General features: G+C 31.3%; 16 protein-coding genes and 1 riboswitch. Of the genes, 7 read left to right on the forward strand and 9 right to left on the reverse strand.

Annotated features, from left to right (window positions below):
* Positions 1-18 precede the first annotated feature (18 nt).
* The 8 genes from KTC94_RS06450 to KTC94_RS06485 all read right to left on the reverse strand — a co-directional run bounded on the left by KTC94_RS06450 (position 19) and on the right by KTC94_RS06485 (position 9932).
* The gene (locus KTC94_RS06450) at positions 19-1182 is read right to left on the reverse strand and encodes an AI-2E family transporter (protein WP_165414484.1); all 1164 of its coding nucleotides are present in this window, start codon (positions 1180-1182) and stop codon (positions 19-21) included.
* An 80-nt stretch (positions 1183-1262) separates the two neighbouring features.
* Positions 1263-1358: riboswitch (NiCo riboswitch) on the reverse strand.
* 84 nt (positions 1359-1442) lie between these two features.
* Positions 1443-2549, reverse strand: coding sequence for an alanine racemase (locus KTC94_RS06455; protein WP_220320013.1), 1107 nt, complete (start codon positions 2547-2549; stop codon positions 1443-1445).
* Positions 2550-2717: 168 nt separating this feature from the next.
* Complete coding sequence (locus KTC94_RS06460) at positions 2718-3536, reverse strand: Cof-type HAD-IIB family hydrolase (protein WP_216302876.1); 819 nt, start codon at positions 3534-3536, stop codon at positions 2718-2720.
* The gene (locus tag KTC94_RS06465) at positions 3523-4341 is read right to left on the reverse strand and encodes a response regulator (RefSeq protein WP_216302877.1); all 819 of its coding nucleotides are present in this window, start codon (positions 4339-4341) and stop codon (positions 3523-3525) included. The genes KTC94_RS06460 and KTC94_RS06465 overlap by 14 nt, the downstream gene beginning before the upstream one ends.
* Positions 4342-4344: 3 nt before the next feature.
* A complete protein-coding gene (locus KTC94_RS06470; RefSeq protein WP_220320012.1) occupies positions 4345-6030 on the reverse strand; it encodes a sensor histidine kinase in 1686 nt (561 codons plus the stop codon).
* Positions 6031-6053: 23 nt separating this feature from the next.
* Complete coding sequence (locus KTC94_RS06475) at positions 6054-7718, reverse strand: iron ABC transporter permease (RefSeq protein ID WP_216302879.1); 1665 nt, start codon at positions 7716-7718, stop codon at positions 6054-6056.
* The gene (locus KTC94_RS06480) at positions 7708-8817 is read right to left on the reverse strand and encodes an ABC transporter ATP-binding protein (protein ID WP_216302880.1); all 1110 of its coding nucleotides are present in this window, start codon (positions 8815-8817) and stop codon (positions 7708-7710) included. The genes KTC94_RS06475 and KTC94_RS06480 overlap by 11 nt, the downstream gene beginning before the upstream one ends.
* 95 nt (positions 8818-8912) lie before the next feature.
* Complete coding sequence (locus KTC94_RS06485) at positions 8913-9932, reverse strand: ABC transporter substrate-binding protein (RefSeq protein WP_216302881.1); 1020 nt, start codon at positions 9930-9932, stop codon at positions 8913-8915.
* Positions 9933-10307: 375 nt separating this feature from the next.
* Between KTC94_RS06485 and KTC94_RS06490 the strand changes: the two genes are divergently transcribed.
* The 7 genes from KTC94_RS06490 to fetB all read left to right on the forward strand — a co-directional run bounded on the left by KTC94_RS06490 (position 10308) and on the right by fetB (position 17310).
* A complete protein-coding gene (locus KTC94_RS06490; RefSeq protein WP_369811887.1) occupies positions 10308-11315 on the forward strand; it encodes an ABC transporter permease in 1008 nt (335 codons plus the stop codon).
* Complete coding sequence (locus KTC94_RS06495; protein ID WP_220320011.1) at positions 11285-12190, forward strand: ABC transporter permease; 906 nt, start codon at positions 11285-11287, stop codon at positions 12188-12190. The genes KTC94_RS06490 and KTC94_RS06495 overlap by 31 nt, the downstream gene beginning before the upstream one ends.
* A 75-nt stretch (positions 12191-12265) precedes the next feature.
* Positions 12266-13825: an ABC transporter substrate-binding protein gene (locus tag KTC94_RS06500; protein ID WP_220320010.1), complete on the forward strand. Its 1560-nt coding sequence runs from the start codon at positions 12266-12268 to the stop codon at positions 13823-13825.
* 75 nt (positions 13826-13900) lie between these two features.
* A complete protein-coding gene (locus KTC94_RS06505) occupies positions 13901-14911 on the forward strand; it encodes an ABC transporter ATP-binding protein (protein ID WP_220320009.1) in 1011 nt (336 codons plus the stop codon).
* Positions 14912-14917: 6 nt separating this feature from the next.
* Positions 14918-15820, forward strand: coding sequence for an ABC transporter ATP-binding protein (locus KTC94_RS06510; RefSeq protein WP_220320008.1), 903 nt, complete (start codon positions 14918-14920; stop codon positions 15818-15820).
* 87 nt (positions 15821-15907) lie between these two features.
* The gene (locus KTC94_RS06515; RefSeq protein ID WP_220320007.1) at positions 15908-16537 is read left to right on the forward strand and encodes an ATP-binding cassette domain-containing protein; all 630 of its coding nucleotides are present in this window, start codon (positions 15908-15910) and stop codon (positions 16535-16537) included.
* A 2-nt stretch (positions 16538-16539) separates the two neighbouring features.
* Positions 16540-17310, forward strand: a complete 771-nt coding sequence (gene fetB, locus KTC94_RS06520; protein ID WP_220320006.1) for an iron export ABC transporter permease subunit FetB — start codon at positions 16540-16542, stop codon at positions 17308-17310.
* A gap of 103 nt (positions 17311-17413) precedes the next feature.
* Here fetB and KTC94_RS06525 read toward each other — a convergent pair whose 3' ends face one another.
* Positions 17414-19324 (reverse strand): family 20 glycosylhydrolase, encoded by a 1911-nt coding sequence (locus KTC94_RS06525; protein ID WP_216302889.1) that lies wholly within the window; start codon positions 19322-19324, stop codon positions 17414-17416.
* Positions 19325-19494: the final 170 nt, after the last annotated feature.

Here is a 19494-nt window from a genome sequence, read left to right on the forward strand (position 1 = left end):
TTAACTATTATCCTGGTTTTAAACTTCGCTACTCGTTTCATCTGTTCGCTTTCTTATAATTTTTATTAAAAATAGTTTAATTATGCCGGCAATAGGTACAGATAAAAGCATTCCAATTATACCTGCTAAACTTCCCCCTATAGTTATTGCCATGATTATGAAAATCGGATGTAGACCCATGCTATCTCCTACAATTTTTGGTGATATAACGGCACCATCAAGTTGTTGAACCGCAAGAAGTAGAAGTACTGCCCATAAAGCCTGCATAGGGTTCGGGCTAAGAATACCTACAATAATTGCTGGAATACAACCAATTAGTGGACCAACATAGGGTATAATATTTGCAATACCTGCAGTAAATCCAATAAGAATAGCAAAATCAATGCCTACAAAAGACAGGCCAATACTGCTAATTAATCCAACTATTAAACCATCAAGGAGCTGTCCTCTTATGAACCTAGATACAATATAATTAATTTCAAGAAGGGTTTTATTAAGGCTCTTAAATTTACTTTCCTTCATTATAAGACTCACATAATTTAAATATATCTTTTTAAAAAATTCATAATCCTTTAATAAATAGAAGGAAATAAACAAACCAATAAAACTATTTATAATACTGTTGCTTATACCTGCAAATATTTTGATTGTACTATTTATAGAAAGTGATAAATATGAGTATATCTGCTGTATAGCTTGTGATAAATACCCCTTTATATCGAGAGAGAGACCACTTTGCGTGATTTTTCTGTTAATATAATCATAGAGCTCATTATAGCGTTTTATATAATCACTAATAGTTTCGAACATAACTGATAAGGTTTCATTGTGACTAATTTGTCCACCAATCATCGCATAGATGCTATAAATAAGTATAATAAATAATAAAATCACTACTAAGTATGTTAGTATAATGCTGATTAAATGGGGCTTATATTTAAGTTTTAAGTGCTTAACAAGAAAAGCATTTATAATCTTTGATAATGGATATAATAGATAAGCAATTATACAACCAATAATGAGTGGAGAAATCATTGAAAATAAAGAATTGATTGTACTAGTAATATTACTAAAAACCTCTTTGAAATTAAATACTACATTATAGCTTATAAAAATCAAGGTTGCCGTGAGGGCAACATATAGTACATACTTAAGATACTTTCTGTCTAATCTGTTTTTCATGATTATATCCTCCTTAGTAATTAATTATCTTTGCATTTGTCATATTTATTGATACAAATAAAAAAGCCCGTAGAACTATAAACTGTCCCACAGGTGTATAATTTTAATCCTATTGCCATTTAGGCCCAACTTCACGAACTTTTTTACAAGTTCATCACCTGATCAGTTTGTACTGTTATTTATATACAATACAAAGAGATTCCCTTAAATTTATCATACAAGGCTATTATATGTCAATATTTTTATTTTTTGTACATGGCTTATATTAAAACCTTTGATATACCTGAATATCCACTTAAACACATCATTGGCGGGTAGTACATTTGAAAATCAAGTATGTCCCCTAATTTAATTTCACTATCACACTCTTCAATATCTACAATTAAGTGATCTGAACTACTTCCTATAATTTTAACACCTTGTTTTTGCGGTATTAGCTTGTCGTGTAACCCAAAATCCTGTTTTCCCACTGCAAGTAACGCCTTTTTTCTTATTCCTTTATCCTCATAGGTTGGTTTATTGCCAAAAGCATCAATAAACACTTTCCCAACAGGATGTGTAGGCTTATCTTTTATTTCCACAACCTGCGCTTTTAGCACAAAAGTATCCTTATGCATATGTCTCATATCATATCCCCAGTACTCATCTAAATCTTGTGCTAATAGTACTCCCTCGCCTATTCTTAAATTATTTACTCTTTTAGGCATTTTCCCATCTATTACTAAAGGCAGTGAACTTGTAGCTCCCCCTGAAATCATTTCTAGTCTCCTGTTTATTTTACCCTCAATTATTTTAGCAATATTACAAAGCCTTCCTAAATTCTCTTCTGTAGGCATTATCGCTCCATAACAACCTAAATTTGTTCCTACTCCATATAACTCTATATTTTCAAGATGATTTTCCACATATTCCGCTAAATTTATGAATTCGTTTTCATAGAAGACGCCTTCCCTTAAATCTCCAAGGTCAAGCATTAAAATCACCTTATGTTTTTTACCTTGTAATTCACATTCATTTTCAATCATATTCAATGTTTCCATTTCAGAATTTAGACTAATATCAGCATATTGTACCAAGTCTTTTATTTCACTAAACATTGGAATTCTAATCATCATAAAAGGTTTCTCTATTCCATATTCCTTTAGTTTAATTATTTGGTCCATTCTTGAACTTGCTATATATGTACACCCTGCATATGCAAACTGTTCTACGACCTCTGGTATTGCATTAAACCCCTTAACTACTCCAGCAATGCTTATCCCCTGAGATCTACATAAATCTACCATGTATTCAATATTTTCGCGTACATTTTTTAAGTTAATTTCTAATATTGGATATTTAATACTTGGATAAGTTTTTTGTTTCATGCCAATTCCCCCTAAAATATTTTATGTTTAGAATATATTTACTAGGTTTTAAATAAGTTTTTTATATGAACTTAATTATCTTAACTTGCAACTAGTATAAACCATAATAGGAATAATTTAAATAAGCCAGTCAAAATGAATATACATCATCTCAACTGGGCAATTATTTTAAAGATGGATTAACTCATCACAAGCATATGCAAATCCATTCTCATCGTTTGATTTTGTTATAAAACTAGCATACTTTTTCAACTCCTCATGAGCATTTTCTACTGCTACACCAAATCCAGAGTTTTTTATCATATCTAAATCATTAAGGTTATCCCCTATTGCCATTACATTGGATATATCTATGTCCTTTAATTTACAAAGTTTTACTAGAGCATTGCCCTTCGAAACGCCTGTTTTAACAATTTCCAAAAAATAATCATGGCTTTTAAAAAAATTAAATTTTTTAGAATCGATTTCTGCTAACTTACTATGTATATCATCTACTATGCATTTTTCTCCAATTATCATTAGCTTTGCATATTTTTTATTTATTGCTCTACTAAAATCGCTTATCTCACTTACACCATATCCATTTACTTCACATTCGATATCTGTATAAGTAGTTTTTTTATTACAAATCAAACAATTACCCTCATGGACTGCAAATGAGACATCATAATCTTTATAAGCATTATAAACTTCATTAATAATTTCCTCATCTACATACCCGAAATCGTAGGTTTCCCTAGATTTAGTATCGAAAATACTTACTCCATTCATGCTTATAATATAATCCACTTCATCTATCAATTGATATTTCCCTAGAAATTTACACAGAGAGCTTCTTGACCTTCCAGTAGCAACAGCAAACTTAATATTATTTCTTTTAAGTTTTTTAATAAAGGACAGGTTCTTTCCTGATATTTTGCTATCATTATCTAATAATGTTTTATCCATATCTGTAATTACTAATGAAATATTTTTACTCTTCATCATTTTCATTATCCCCCTTGATGTATAAATTAGCTTTAGCAAACTCTAATGGTGAAGCTTTTATATATTTTTTAAATACAGTAGAATAGTGTTTATAATCAGTAAAACCTACCATAGAAGATATCTCATAAACCCTATACTCCCCCCTCATAAGTAATTCAATTGACTTTTGTACTCTATATCTATTTAAAAAGTCATGAAATGTTTGATTTGTCTGTTCCTTTAAATTTCTACTGAGGTAGCTTGAGCTTACTGCTAACTTTTCTGCAATATCCTCAATACTAATCTTTTTTGCGTAATTGTCTTTTACATAGTTAATTACTGATTCAGTATATTGAGATTTTTTTTTATCAGATTTTAAATAGTACTCCAAATTTAGAACATCAATATTTTTGTAACCCTTAATACTATTTTTAAATTCATTATATATTTTTTTCTCATCAATTTTATTCTTAACCTTTCCGATTATCTCTTTAAATTTATCTTCATCAATTGGTTTTAGTACATAATCAAAGACTTTCAGATCTATAGCTCTTTTTGCATATGGAAATTCTCCGTAGCTAGTTAAGATAATCTTTTCAAAATCATAAATTTCACTAGCTTTCTCCAACATATCCACGCCGTTCATTATTGGCATTTTAATATCTGTAATGACTAAATCGGGCTTGATTTCTATAATCGTTTTTAGTCCTTCTTCGCCGTTTGCAGCTTCCCCTGAAATAATACAATCCATACTCAGCCAGTCGATAGTGTTGATTAATCCTTTTCTTATAAAATTTTCATCTTCTACAATAAGCACTTTAATCATAATCTACTCCTCACTTTTATGTACTGGAAGGTTAATAACTATTTTAGTACCTTCATATAGTTTACTATATATATTTATACCGTATTCCATACCATACATAAGATTGATTCTCTTTTGAACATTATAAAGTCCTATATGGTTTGTATCGTTTTTACTTTTGTTAATGAGTTTTAATATCCCAGATAATTTTTCATAACTCATTCCTTCTCCGTTATCCACAATTGATATTACTAAATTATCATTTTCAACCCTACAGTCTATATTTATTTTTAAATATTGTTTTGTTTCAAATCCATATTTTATACTATTTTCAATAATAGGTTGTATTATAAGTTTTGGTATCAAGCATTCTCCTACTTCTTTATTTAAATTAAAAATGTAATCAAAATTATCATCAAATCTAAATTTTTGTATTATTAGATAATCCTCTATGTATTTAACGTCATCATTAAGCTTTACCTTATTAAAATTTTTATTTATGCTGTATCTTAACAAGTTAGCCATTGAAACAATGATCTTTGAGGCACTCTTCTCATCTGTTTTTATCATGTATTTAAGCATTTCAAGTGTATTAAATAAGAAGTGAGGGTTAAATTGTGCTTCTAGCTGCTTAAGCTCTGATAATGCATTTCTTCTTGCCTCTTCTTTGTTTCTTTCTACAAGCTCGTTTATTCTTATTATCATTTTATTGCAATACTGCCCTATAACTTCAAACTCATCATTAGAGTTTATACTGACAACAGTGTTCAAATTGCCCTCTTGAACACTGTTAATAGCAGACAATAATTTATCAATTGACTTTGTCTTACTTATAGATATTTTCTTAGCAATGAATAACATAGAAAACACTAAAATTAAAAACACTAAGATTAAAAATATTTCACCTATTAAATAGATGTTTTTTATAAAGCCCACATATGTAATTGTATGAATATAAACATTACCTTCTATTATAGAATTATTAAATACATAGTTATTCTCTTTATCCAAAAATGGCTTCAATTTACCTATACCATCTAAAAGTGCATTATTAGTTGAAACTATATTATTGTTATATCTATCAGTTATTACAGCATGATGATTGCTACTACTGTAAACTATTTTGTTCATCTCATTTTCTAAAATATCGAAAACAATAAACCCTGCAACGTGGTTATTGTCGTCAGTAATAGCTTCTCCTATAGAGTATACAGTTCTTGTATTCACATCGAGTTGAGCCCTATTAAGCATCATAACAGATTTATTAGGATTGTCTTTCATTTTCTTAAAAACTCCACCCATAAATAAATCATCACTTTTAGCGTATTGAGGGTCCCCTTTAGCATTTGTTATTATAGACTCTCCTTTTTCATTAAAAACATAAAAAACACTTCTTATATTATGATTATTAACGGTATTATAAAGCCTTTCATATACCATTGCTTCGTCATGTTGATTATAAAAAGCCTTTTTTATTTCATCCCATTTTACTAAATGCTCTACTTCCACTTTGTAACTTACAAACTCATTACTTATAATATTTGATATACTATTGTTATATTTTTTATTACTTCTCTCGACGGCTTTACTGCTATACAAAAATAATAAATTATAAAAAATAAAGGACGAAATTATAATAGGAGTCAGTGCATATAATATAAAAGTTTTTCTTATTTCTTCCTTGAAAAATTTTCTTTTTATATTTTTCATACGCAAATCCTCCTATTAGGTTTTTATAAACTTATTTCTTTCTTACCTGTGAATTTAAAGAAAACTATTAGTGATATGATAGTTGTAGCCGTTAATATAGATGATAAAGCAGCTGCTGTACCATAACTTGCCCTTATAACGTCTGTGTATATTGCAACTGATAATGTTCTTGTAGTTCCTGTATATAGAATAATTGAAGAACTTAATTCATTTATTACTGTTATCCAGCTTAAGATTGCTCCTGCAAATACCCCTGGTATCATCATAATTGCAGTAACCTTAAAGAATGTTTTCATTTCAGAATAACCTAAACTAATTGATGCTTCTTCAAGACTTGGACTAAGTTGCAATAGTATTGCTGCACTGGATCTAATGGTATAAGGTAGTTTTCTTATAACAAATGCAATTATCATTATAATGAAAGTACCACTTAGCACCATTGGTTTCTTGTTGAATGCTAATAATAATGTAATACCTAAAACAGATCCTGGAATAATATATGGGAACATAGTTAATGTATCTAGGAAGGAGGTTAAGGCACTTTTTCTTCGTACAGATACGTAAGATATAAGCATTCCCAATAATATTATTATTATTATAGCTATTATACCATATACATAGGTATTCAGAATTGAATTACCCAGTTTTGAAAGCACTGTTTTATAGCTATTTAGTGAAAACCCTTTAACAAACATTGAGCCACTTGTTTTTAAGAACGAGGTATATATTACTGTTACCTGAGGAATTGCAGCTAGTGCTACAACAATATAAACATATAAATGTGCTAAAAGGTTCTTGCATCCCTTAACCTTTTTAGCAGATATAGGCTTTAATGAGTTCATAACATATGACTTTCTATTAACTACATATTTTTGTCCTAAAAAAATAACCGCTGTTATAATTACCATTATTGTACTTAGTGCAGCGGCAAAATTTGCTTGACCGCCTACCTCAGATACAAACTCTGAGTAAATTAAAACTGGCATAACTCTAAACCCTTCACCTATAAGCATTGGAGTTCCAAAATCAGCAAGACAATTCATGAATACCAATAATGACGCTGCCATTATTGTAGGAAGCATCAGTGGTAATATAATAGTAAATACTTTTTTAACTCCACTACAGCCTAAACTTTCTGCTGCTTCACTTAGTGAAACGTCTATTTTCTTTAGTGCTCCTGAAACATACAAATATATAAACGGAAATAATTTCAAGGTAAACACTAGTAAAATCCCTTTAAACCCATAAATACTAGGAAGATGTATTCCTAAGGTTTTCAAGAAGAAATTTGTAATAACTCCGTTTCTTCCAAGTAGTAATATCCATGAATATGCTCCTATAAAAGGTGGAGATAATACAGATATTATAATAAGTACCTCTACGATTGATTTAAATTTAATTTTTACTGTAGTCATGATATAAGCTAAGGGAGCACCAATTAAAATAGCTAGTAAGGTTACTATAATACTTACAGTAAAACTATTTATAAGTGTTCCATAATAATACTTTTTAGTGAAAAACTTAGCGAAATTGTCTAAAGTGTATTTTCCGGTCTCCACATCTTGAAAACTAGTTAAAAACAATGAACCTAGTGGATAAATTAGAAATACTGAGAATATTAAAAATGAAATAAGAATTATTATTGTCCAAAAATCAAATTTTATCTTTTTAACTTTTTTATTCTTCATATTTTCCCACTCCAGTAATAAGACTTATATCCCCATCCTTGTTAAAAACATTAATTTTTTTATTGTATACTTGTAGATATAGCTCTTGTCCAATTTCATGGAAAGTATCATTAGTACTAGTATCTTGTGTTAGTTCAATTATTTCCCCATTATCAAGTTTTACTTCATAATTTATATATTTCCCGAGGAATGTATTAAAGTGAACTACACCTCTAATCCCATAATTGTTATTGCTTATTATAAATTCCTCTGGCCTTACGGATATTTTAATTTCTTTTCCGTTTTCCGCTCCGCTATTCAAATTATTCATAGACACTTTATATCCATTCTCAAATACAACGTATTGCTTTTCCTCTTCTACTAATATTTTTCCATTAAATATATTAGAGTGACCAATAAATGTAGCAACAAAGACATTTGAAGGTCTTAAATAAATTCTTTGTGGTGTATCTATTTGCTGAATAACACCTTTGTTCATAATTGCAATTCTATCTGATATAGCAAGTGCTTCTTCTTGATCATGAGTTACATATACTGTGGTTATTCCTACTTTCTTTTGTATTTCTCTTATAGCACTTCTCATTTCTATTCTAAGTTTTGCATCTAAATTTGAAAGAGGCTCATCCATAAGCAATACTGTTGGATGAATTACAATAGCCCTCGCTAGTGCAACGCGTTGCTGCTGTCCTCCTGAAAGTTTGTCTGGTGATCTATCCTTATACTCATATATCTTTACAACTTTTAAAATTTCCTCAAGTTTTTTATTTGATTCTTCTTTGCTAAATTTTCTTAGCTTTAACCCATATTCAACATTTTCTGATACTGTCATATGAGGGAATATAGCATAATTCTGAAACACCATACCTATATTTCTTTTATGTGCGGGAATATCATTAATTACCTTTGAGTTAAACTTAATCTCTCCCTCTTCAATTGTATTAAATCCTGCTACCATTCTTAAAAGAGTTGTTTTACCACAACCTGAAGGTCCTAGCAATGTGAAAAATTCACCCTCCTTAATTTTAAGTGAAAGCTTTGGAATTACTGTATTATCATCATATCTTTTTACTATATTTGTGAATTCAATGGATGTACTCATATTTTAATTTCCTTTCTAATACAAATTTTTTTATAAAAAAAACCCTAGGGCTTTTTAATAATATAATATTTAAAAGTCCTAGGGGCCCATCTTTTTTAGTTGCTTGTAAATATATCTTTATATTTATCTAAAATCATCTGTTTATTTTCTTTAAGCCATGCTTCATCATCCTTTATTACCTTAATTTTATCTAATGGTTTAAGCCCTTCAGCCGCTGGAGCATCTTTTCTAACTGAACGTCTATTTAATTTATTAGCTACTAAAGTCTGTCCTTCCTTACTAGTTACATAATCAATGAATTTCTTAGCATTTCCCATATTTTTAGCACCTTTTATAATAACGACACCATCTGCTTTAGCAATAGTACCCTCTTTAGGGTAAACTATTTCAACTGGCGCCCCATCTTTTACATACTTTGCAGCAGCTTCTTCAAATGTTAATCCTACAGTATATTCTCCATCACCTACACCTTTATAAACGGCTGAAGAACCACTTAATAGTTTACCATCTAAATTTTTTGTTAATGCTTTTTCATAATCCCAACCCTTTTCTGGATCTCCATTTCCCATAGCATATAAATGATTTATTACCTGTTCAAAAGCTGAAGAAGATTTCGATGGATCTGCATTAGCTATTTTTCCTTTTAACTCAGGATTTAATAGATCTTGGAAACCTTCTACCTTTATCTTTCCTATAAGGTTTTTATTGATCATAATTACACTTGGTATAGCAGTAAATCTTGTTATTTGACCATCTTTATTTTTATAATCATCATAAACATCTTTTTCATTTATAGATTGATATTTTTCAAATAAATCCTTCTTTGGTTCTAGAGTAGACAATGAGCCTCCCCATAGAATATCTCCTAATGGGTTTTCTCCTTCTGCTTCAACTCTCTTTAAGAGTTCTCCTGTTCCTGCTGCTACAACCTCAACCTTAATTCCTGTCCGGTTTTCAAATTCATTAACTACTGGGTCGATAAATTCTATTGGATGTGGTGAATAAACAGTTAATTTATCCGATGCTTTTGGGGCTGTTGTCTCATTTTTTGATCCACATGCGCTTAAAGATAACATCATAAAAGATGCCAATAAAATTGATACTGCTTTTTTCATTAATTAACCCCCCATTTCTTCATGTAAACGTTTTGTTATTGATTAAATGTTATCATAACATCTACTTGTCAACAATACCTAAAAACAGGAATAATATACTTAAAAATGAACACGTAATTTTATATATTCATTTCAATATAATATATAAAATGATTTTATTTGACTAAATTAGAAATATAATATAGACTTAATATGCAAGACGAATCTTGCATCTTTATTTAGAAGAATAATTTTTTATAGTAAAAATTTATTTTTAAAATTTAATAACTATTAAAATTAAACCACGAAGGTTTCGACTCTTTTCTTTTTTGAAGAAGGAGCTGAATTTTCGTGGTTCTTATGTTATTTATGTTATTTAGGAAAGGATCGAATGTTATGAATAATGTGATTTACATAGAAAAAAAAATAGTACAGTTCATCTTTGTTATATTTCTGCTGTCTATCATTGTCTTTTATATGGCAAGGTTATCACCTGGAGATCCTTTAATGTCTTATTATGGCGAAGGCGTTGAGAGGATGAATACTACACAAAAACTGGATGCAATGAAAAAGCTCGGATTAAACGACCCTATATATAGGCAATATATTAGCTGGTTAGCAAATGCGGCTCATGGTGAATATGGTATATCTTACAAATATAAACAAAGCGTTACGACAGTAATTAAAGATGTTTATATAAATACAATTATACTAGGGGGGCTTGCTTATATATTAACCTTTTTATTTGCTCTACTTTTAGGAATTTTTTGCACCTTACATGAGGACAAGCTCATAGATAAAATTATTTGCAAAATAGGTGTTATAACCACTTGTATCCCATCGTTTTGGGTATCTCTTATACTGATTTTAATTTTTAGTATTAATTTAGAGATATTACCTTCAAGTGGTGCCTATGGGCTGGGGCAATCCAGCAACATTGGAAGTCGAGTAGAGCATCTTCTACTTCCTTTAATTGTTCTGATATTGAGTCACCTTTGGTATTACACATACATGATTAGAAATAAATTAGTAGAAGAAACCAGACAAGATTATGTGTTATTATGCAAAGTTAAGGGTTTAAGTAAAAAGAAAATTGTATATAAACATTGTTTGAAAAATATTATGCCATCTTATATTAGTATTATGTCAATATCCGTTTCTCATATTTTAGGAGGAACTTATGTGGTAGAAAAAGTTTTTTCTTATCCTGGACTTGGCTCTTTATCCTTTGAGAGCGCTAAATATCATGATTATAATATGCTGATGGTACTTTGCTTAATAACAGGGATATTGGTGGTTTTCGTAAATATGTTAGCACAAGTAATTAATGATAAAATAGATCCAAGAATGAAACATGATCGGGGTGAGAATTGTTGGAAAGACAATATAGGGACTTTAAAATAGTTGGAGAAAATTATGTTCCAGAAACGATAAAAGTAGCTAAAAGAAAAAGCTTTAAAAAACACATAAACGAAAGACCTTATATCTCAATAGGAATGTTACTTACAATCATCCTTGGATGTATTTTTTACGGGATAATAACGAAAGTTGATCCTTCTTATATGGACCTAGGTAATATTAATGTAGCTCCTAACAGCAACTTTTATTTCGGCACAGATTCTTTAGGAAGAAATATTTTTACTATGATTTGGTATGGTGGTAGAATCTCTTTGTTTATCGGGGTATTAGCTACGATCATATCAACTACAATCGCAATTGTAGTTGGAAGCCTCAGTGGTGTTGCATCTGAATTAGTAGATGATATTATGATGCGTTTTACTGAAATCGCACTTAGTATACCATCGATTTTGGCCATGATTTTCATTCAAGCAATGATAGGACAAGCAAATCCAGTATCCCTCTCCATTGTAATTGGGCTTACTAGTTGGATGAACATTTCTAAGATTGTACGAAGTGAAGTAAGGCAAATTAGAAATAGTGGTTATATTTTAGCAGCGAAATGTGCTGGAGGTAAATTCTTTTATATTTTAAAAAAGCATCTGCTACCAAATTTCATTTCATCAATAATGTTTATGGTGGTTATTAATATTGGAAGTGCCATTGCAATAGAATCAACTTTGAGTTTTTTAGGGATTGGACTTCCACTTGAAATTATTTCATGGGGTAGTATGCTCTCCCTTTCGGAAAAGGCATTGTTATCAAATTATTGGTGGATTATCTTGATTCCGGGTATATTTTTAGTGGTTACATTGGTTTGCATAACGAATATAGGCAACTATGTAAGGAAGAAAAACAATAAAGAATTTAGTAATTTATAAAGATATAAAGCATCAATATTTCTAATATAAATATTGATGCTTTATATAAAACAATAAATATTAAGGAGAAAAATTATGCAATTAAAAAAACAGATGATTTTAGGAGTGGCGCTGATTATGAGCATGGTTTTATTGGTAGGCTGTGGCGGTGATAGTAGTACTGATAAGAAAACAGCGTCGAATGAAAAGGTTTTAGTTTATGGAAGTGGGGATTATTCAAGTATTAATCCCGCATTATATGAACATGGAGAAATTAATTCCCTGATTTTTAGTGGACTTACGACTCATGACAAAAACAATAAGATTGTTCCAGGACTTGCAAAAAGTTGGGAATATGATAAAGCTACAAAAACATACACTTTTACATTAAGAAATGATGTTAAATGGCATGATAATGAACCTTTTTCGGCAGAGGATGTAAAATTTACTTTAGATACAATTATGGATCCTAAAAATGCTTCAGAAATAGCCTCCAACTATGAAGATATTACCAATATTAAAGTGGTAGACAAGACTACGGTAAAAATAACTTTAAAGGCACCAAATATTGCGATGCTGGATTATTTGACAATTGGTATTTTACCTAAGCACCTCTTAGAAGGAAAAGATATTGCAACAGATAAATTTAATCAATTTCCAATCGGAACTGGTCCATTTAAAATGGAGAGCTGGGATAAAGGACAAAGTATTACTCTTGTAAAAAATAAAGATTTCTATGTAAAAGAACCACAAATTGATAAAATAATCTTTAAAATTATAGAGGATACAAAGGCAAGAGCCCTGCAATTAAAATCCGGAGAATTGGATTTAGCGCAGGTTACACCACATGATGCAGGTCAATTTCAAAGTAATAAGGATCTTGTTGTTTATGATATGAAAACATCAGACTACAGAGGACTTATGTATAATTTTAATAGTCCCTTATTTAAGTTAAATCCAGAACTGCCCAATGCCTTAAGTTACGCTATTGATCGATTAGCTATTTTGGACAGTGTTCTATTAGGACAGGGTAAAGTAGCATATTCACCACTTCAGGCCGGAGAATATAACAACCCTGATATGGAAAAATTTAATTATAATCCTAAAAAAGCGAAGCAAGAGCTTGAAAAAGCGGGCTGGAAGCTTGGCAAGGACAAAATATATGAAAAGAACAATAAGAAAATATCATTTACTGTCAACTGCAATGAAGGAGACCAGGTTAGAGTTGATATGGCGAACGTTTGTGCTCAACAGTTTAAAGCAATTGGGGTTGATATGAAGGTTGCGCTGCAGCCAAAAATCGATTGGGAGAATCAAGACGCATTCCTGATTGGCTGGGGAAGTCCATTTGATCCGGACGATCATACTTATAAAGTGTTTGTAACAGGTAAAGGTAGTAATTTCAACAGCTATTCAAATGCCAAAGTTGATGAGTTATTACAGAAAGCAAGAGAAACTGATGTCGAAGCTGAAAGATTAAAATATTACAAAGAATTCCAAATTGAATTAGCTAAAGATATGCCATATACATTTATCACATACATCGATGCCTTATATGTTGCAAAACCTAATATAAAAGGGATTACCCCAGAAACAGTATTAGGCCACCATGGCGTCGGAATATTCCGGAATATTACAGACTGGACAATTCAGTAGAAAATTTAAAAAATAAAGAGAAACTACAAAGGCGCCATAATGTTGTTTTGTGGTTATTAATGAATAGGAGCGAATATGGACAATTTGTTAGAAGTAAATAATTTAGTCGTAAGCTTTTCAACTAAAGCGGGTGAAGTGAAGGTGGTTAGAGATGTTTCTTTTTCTCTGAAAAAAGGAGAAGTTTTAGCGATACTTGGAGAATCAGGATCTGGAAAATCAGTATTATGTAAAAGCATTTTACGCATACTTCCCGAAAATGGCTGTATAAAAAGTGGAGAAGTTATTCTTAATGGAGAGAACATAACAAATTTATCGGAAAAATCTATGAATAAGGTGAGAGGCAAGGACATATCTATGGTATTTCAAGATTCTACGACTTCTTTAAATCCCACTATGTCTATTGGCAAACAGATCATGGAAGCGGTACTCATTCATCAAAAAATTAGCAAAAGGGAAGCGAAAAGGAAAAGCATAGAATTTATGGAACTTGTTGGGATAGATCATGCAGAAAAAAGATTTAATCAGTATCCGTATCATTTCTCTGGGGGAATGATACAACGAAGTGTTATTGCAATAGCACTGGCCTGTAGCCCTGAGGTATTAATTGCTGATGAACCAACCACTGCTTTAGATGTAACTATCCAAGCACAAATATTAGATCTTATTCAAGAGTTACAAGTAAAAACTGGTATATCAATCATATTTATCACGCATGATTTAGGTGTTGTTGCAAATATTGCCCAAAGAATTGCAATTATGTATGCAGGTAAATTTGTTGAGATTGGCACAGCTAAAGATATTTTTTATGATCCAAGGCATCCCTATACTTGGGGATTAATGTCCTCTTTACCTAAAATTGATTCTGATGAGGAATTTTTGAATTTCATACCAGGAATGCCACCTAATTTACTGAACCTGCCAAAGGGTGATGCTTTTGCGGTGAGAAACAAATATGCTTTGAAGATGGATTATCTAGCTGAATCACCAATGTTTAAAATCAGTGATACACATAGTGCTGCAACTTGGCTTTTACACAAAGATGCGCCAAAAATAAATCCCCCATTAAATTTGAGAAATGTGGAGTGATATGAAATGAAAACCGAAAAAATATTGGAAGTGAGAAATTTAAAGCAATATTTCAAATTAGATAGAAATACTTTAATTAAAGCAGTTGATGATATATCTTTTGGAATTTATAAAGGAGAAGTATTTGGCTTGGTGGGTGAATCCGGTTCCGGTAAATCAACTACTGGCAGAAGCATTATTAATATCCATAAGCCAACAGAGGGAGAAATCTATTATAGGGGAAATCTTATATCAGATCCTAAAATTTACAGAGCTCAAAAGAGACTTATAAATAGAAATATGCAAATTATATTTCAAGATTCAACATCATCTCTAAATTCACGGATGACTATAAAAGAAATTATTGAGGAACCTCTTATAATCCAAAAAGTGTATAAGGAGAAAGAAGAACGCATGGATAAAGTTTATAAGCTTATGAACTTGGTAGGCCTTGATAAAATCTATAAAGACTATTATCCATTTGAATGCTCAGGCGGACAGAGACAACGTGTAGGAATTGCACGAGCGCTTAGTCTTGATCCGGAATTCATCATTGCTGATGAACCAATTGCATCTTTAGATGTTTCAATTCAAGCTCAAATTATCAATTTATTTAAAAAGCTTCAAAGAGAAAATGGTATGACGTGTTTATTTATTTCACATGACTTATCAATGGTAAGGTATGTCTGCAACCGAGTAGGGGTTATGTATCATGGAAAAATTGTTGAACTCGCTGAAACTTGCGAATTATATCGCAATCCAATTCATCCTTATACTAAGGCACTGTTTTCATCAATACTTGTCCCTGATCCAGCTTGTGCAGAAAATAGAGCCCGTATCAAGTATAATCCGATTGTAGATGTTCATTTAGAAGAAAAAGGTCAGTTGGTAGAAGTATCAGAAGGTCACTTTGTATATTGTTGCATTTAATTTTATCCAGTGATATTCTTAATTGATAAACTTGTTATCGAATTTGTATATCTATTTTAGATATTATTTTTTTGGAGGTCATTTTAAATGAATGAATTATTATTTCAAGCAAGCAATCTTATTTACAAATCCAATTTAACTTATAATGACGTAAAAGTTCAAAAGGGAATGATTAATTTTATCGTTGGGGAAAGTGGATGTGGCAAAAGCACTTTTTTAAAACTGTTAAACCAATCTATAACCCCAATATCTGGTGAATTATTATATAAAGGTACACCAATTGGTGCATATGACCCTATTGCTCTAAGACGTGAAGTAAGCCTAGTTTCTCAGGATGTTTTCCTATTTGATGAAAGCATAATAGACAATTTTAAAACCTTTTATTCACTAAGACAAAAAACTATGCCTAGCTTAGAATATATTACCTACATTACCGATCTTTGCTGCGTAAATGTTCCACTTGACCAAAATACATCTACCCTTTCTGGTGGAGAACGTCAAAGGGTTTATATATCTATTTTTTTATCATTATGTCCTGATATTATATTACTCGACGAGCCAACTTCAGCATTAGATGAAAAAAACAGTCATGAAATGATGATAAATATAATAAATTTCTGCAAGGCAAAAAACATTGAAATTGTAATTGTAAGCCACAATAAAACTATTGTTGATGAGTTTTGTGAAAATAAAGTTGAAATAGTTAAGGAGGCATAAATATGAAAGGAGCAGTACAGCTAAGTATTTTCCAATTTTCACTTATTTATTTACTTCTAATTATAGTGCTCATAATTATGAAAAAATCAAAGGTTAATCAAACAAAACTTCTTATAGTTGCAAGTTTAAGAATGACAGTTCAACTTGTAATTGTGGGTTATATACTTCAATATGTCTTTAGTAATCCAAAGCCTATATTTACTATAATTTTTTTAGTAATTATGATAGTATTTTCTATTGATAGAGTAATTAAAAGTAAAAAAGACTTAAATCAAAATTTCAAAATTGCAATAGGAGCTTCTTTAACATTTTCGGGACTTTTTATTCTAGTCTTTTTTGTAACTGTAGTTGTTGGTAAATCCATATTCAACCCTCAATACACTATACCTTTAGCTGGTATGATTATTGGTAACTCTATGACGGGAGTAAACATTGCAATAAAAACCTTTATGGATGATATAAGCAAAGAAAAAAATAAAATTAATACTTTACTCAATTTAGGAGTGGAGCCTAGAGATATTTTAAAGCCTTTTGCTAATAATGCTTTAGAAACCGCCTTAATTCCTACAATGAATTCCATGCTAGGAATGGGAATAATTTTTTTACCGGGAATGATGACAGGACAGATGTTGTCAGGTACACTACCTACCACAGCGATTATGTACCAAATAGCCATTATGATTGCAGTTTGTACTTCTGTTTGTATAACAGTTTTTTTATCCCTAAACTTAGGTTATAAGTCTTTATACAATAATAGGAAACAGTTCTTATAGAATGACATTTCAGAAGATGATTATATAATAAAAGCTGTGAAATTAATTTCACAGCTTTTATTATATAATTTTTGAAGAATCATCGCTCTGTTTGAATCCATCATCAACTGTGTAACTTTGTATCGTATTTTCGCAGGATGGAGCAGATTTGCCAAACAAATTCTTTTATTCGATACAATTCACTCTCGCGACTGACAGTCCTCCACTCCGTACAGTAATCCATCAGCCAATATTCTAGCTTACTAGCCAATTCATAAGGAGTATCCAGTGGCTGTACATCCTGAGCATACTCACGCTTTTTAATTATCAGCGTCAACTCCTGCATAAGTGCTACACCACGAGCAGCAAGATAATACTCTAGCATTTCTTCTTGGCGTTCTGCATATGAACCACTATCATTTTGTTTAAGGAAATTTATGATTTCGCTGCATTTGGTAACTGCACCCTTAAGTTGATTCTCTGAAACCAACATCATTTCATTTTTAGCTTTTTCATATAGCGAGGTTCCACGATCATTGTATGTCTGATTGTACACCTTATAATCCCTGAAAAATGCCATATCGTTAAAAGTAATTATATCTTGACGAGAAAGTTCACGTAACAGCCCTACCAGATTTTTCCCGCGATCTTCATATTCAACCAGTGAAATAGCCTTGTCTATGGTGCTAAAATCCCTGTCGTCCTCAACGTTCCAACCCTGTGCTGCGCCATAAATCATGCAGGGAATGGCAAGTGCCGGCATATTAATATGTCCACAATCTCCCCAGTCTGTATTCAAAAATCCCACCGCATGATACTGATTACCTAACTTAGCCATCTCTCTTATATTAGTAAAACTCATGTCATATGCATTCACCAACCTACTGTAACCTGATACACTAGGACATACATATTGCTTCAAACCGATATCTGCAAAAATTTTAACAACTTCTTCCTTAGCACCATAATTATAATACCAGTTAAGGCAAGTAACTTGCGAATTAAGTTTACCCATCTGTTCGTGATGATTCTGCAGAATATCACCCCAAATCATTACCTTTTTTCCCTTACTTTGAAGATATTCCACTAACCTATTCACATAAGAAAGATACATCTCTCCGTAAACCATTCCCTTTGCCATAGGAGCACTCTTCCCCTTACCCAAATCAAATGTCTCATCGCAACAAATGTTTATTTTATCACTGCGAAACAATGGCATGTATTGGTCAAGAATTCCTGTGATAAGAGCAAAACTATCGGGGTCAGACACATTAATGATATGGTATCTCATACGGTTATACCAAGTAAATGCCTCACCCTGACCGGTATTCATTTCTCTGTATTTACCAAAGCTCTCTGAACGGAGTAAATCATACAAATGTCCAAATGATGCTATGCAAGGTACCAGTTCAATGCCTCTTTTATTGCAGTAAGAATCTAGTTCCAAAATTTCTTCCGGAGTAAAAGGATCAGTCTGCGACCAAATTTCCTCAAATCCATCTAGTCGTAAACAGTTTTCCATATACAGTTGAAGTTGATTGATTTTATACAATGACAACCGATCAACCAGCACTTTCAGACTGTTCATAGTAGGCACCCTTCCGCGGCTAACATCAAGCATATATCCTCTGTTTGAATAAGATGGTTCATCTTCAATATCTGTGCATCCAATTTCCGCACGTGATATCTTACATAGCTGAATTAGCGTAGCTACTCCATACAGGAATCCGCGGCTTGAACAGGCGGTAATTGTAATTTTATTTGATCTCACACTCAGCATATAAGCTTCTTTTCTTGTATCTATATTGTCATATTGAAAGCAAATGCAGTTTTCATAAAGATCCCCTGCACTCCGTAACACTTTTTTAATAGGAAGCGTAATTGCGATAACCTTTTTAATTTCCTGCTGTAACATCTTCGCCGTTTCCAAATCGTTATCATCCAATGCCACATCTAACACAATGGCAGTATTGTGGCCTATCAAAAATAATCCTTCGCGTTCTATGACTTTGCGTGGCAATGGGATCAAATACATGCCGATTCCCCCTTCTTATATTATAATCTTTTGTATTCAAATTATTAAAATATAAAAAAATATATATATACTATTATATACATATATAACTTTAATGTGATGACTTCTAGAATACAAATATAAAGTGCTAGGCATTATATCTTTTTAACAAAACAAACCTGCAGTCTAAA

The sequence above is a fragment of the Clostridium sp. CM028 genome, assembly GCF_030585565.1.
In the GTDB taxonomy this organism is placed as follows: domain Bacteria; phylum Bacillota; class Clostridia; order Clostridiales; family Clostridiaceae; genus Clostridium_AD; species Clostridium_AD estertheticum_B.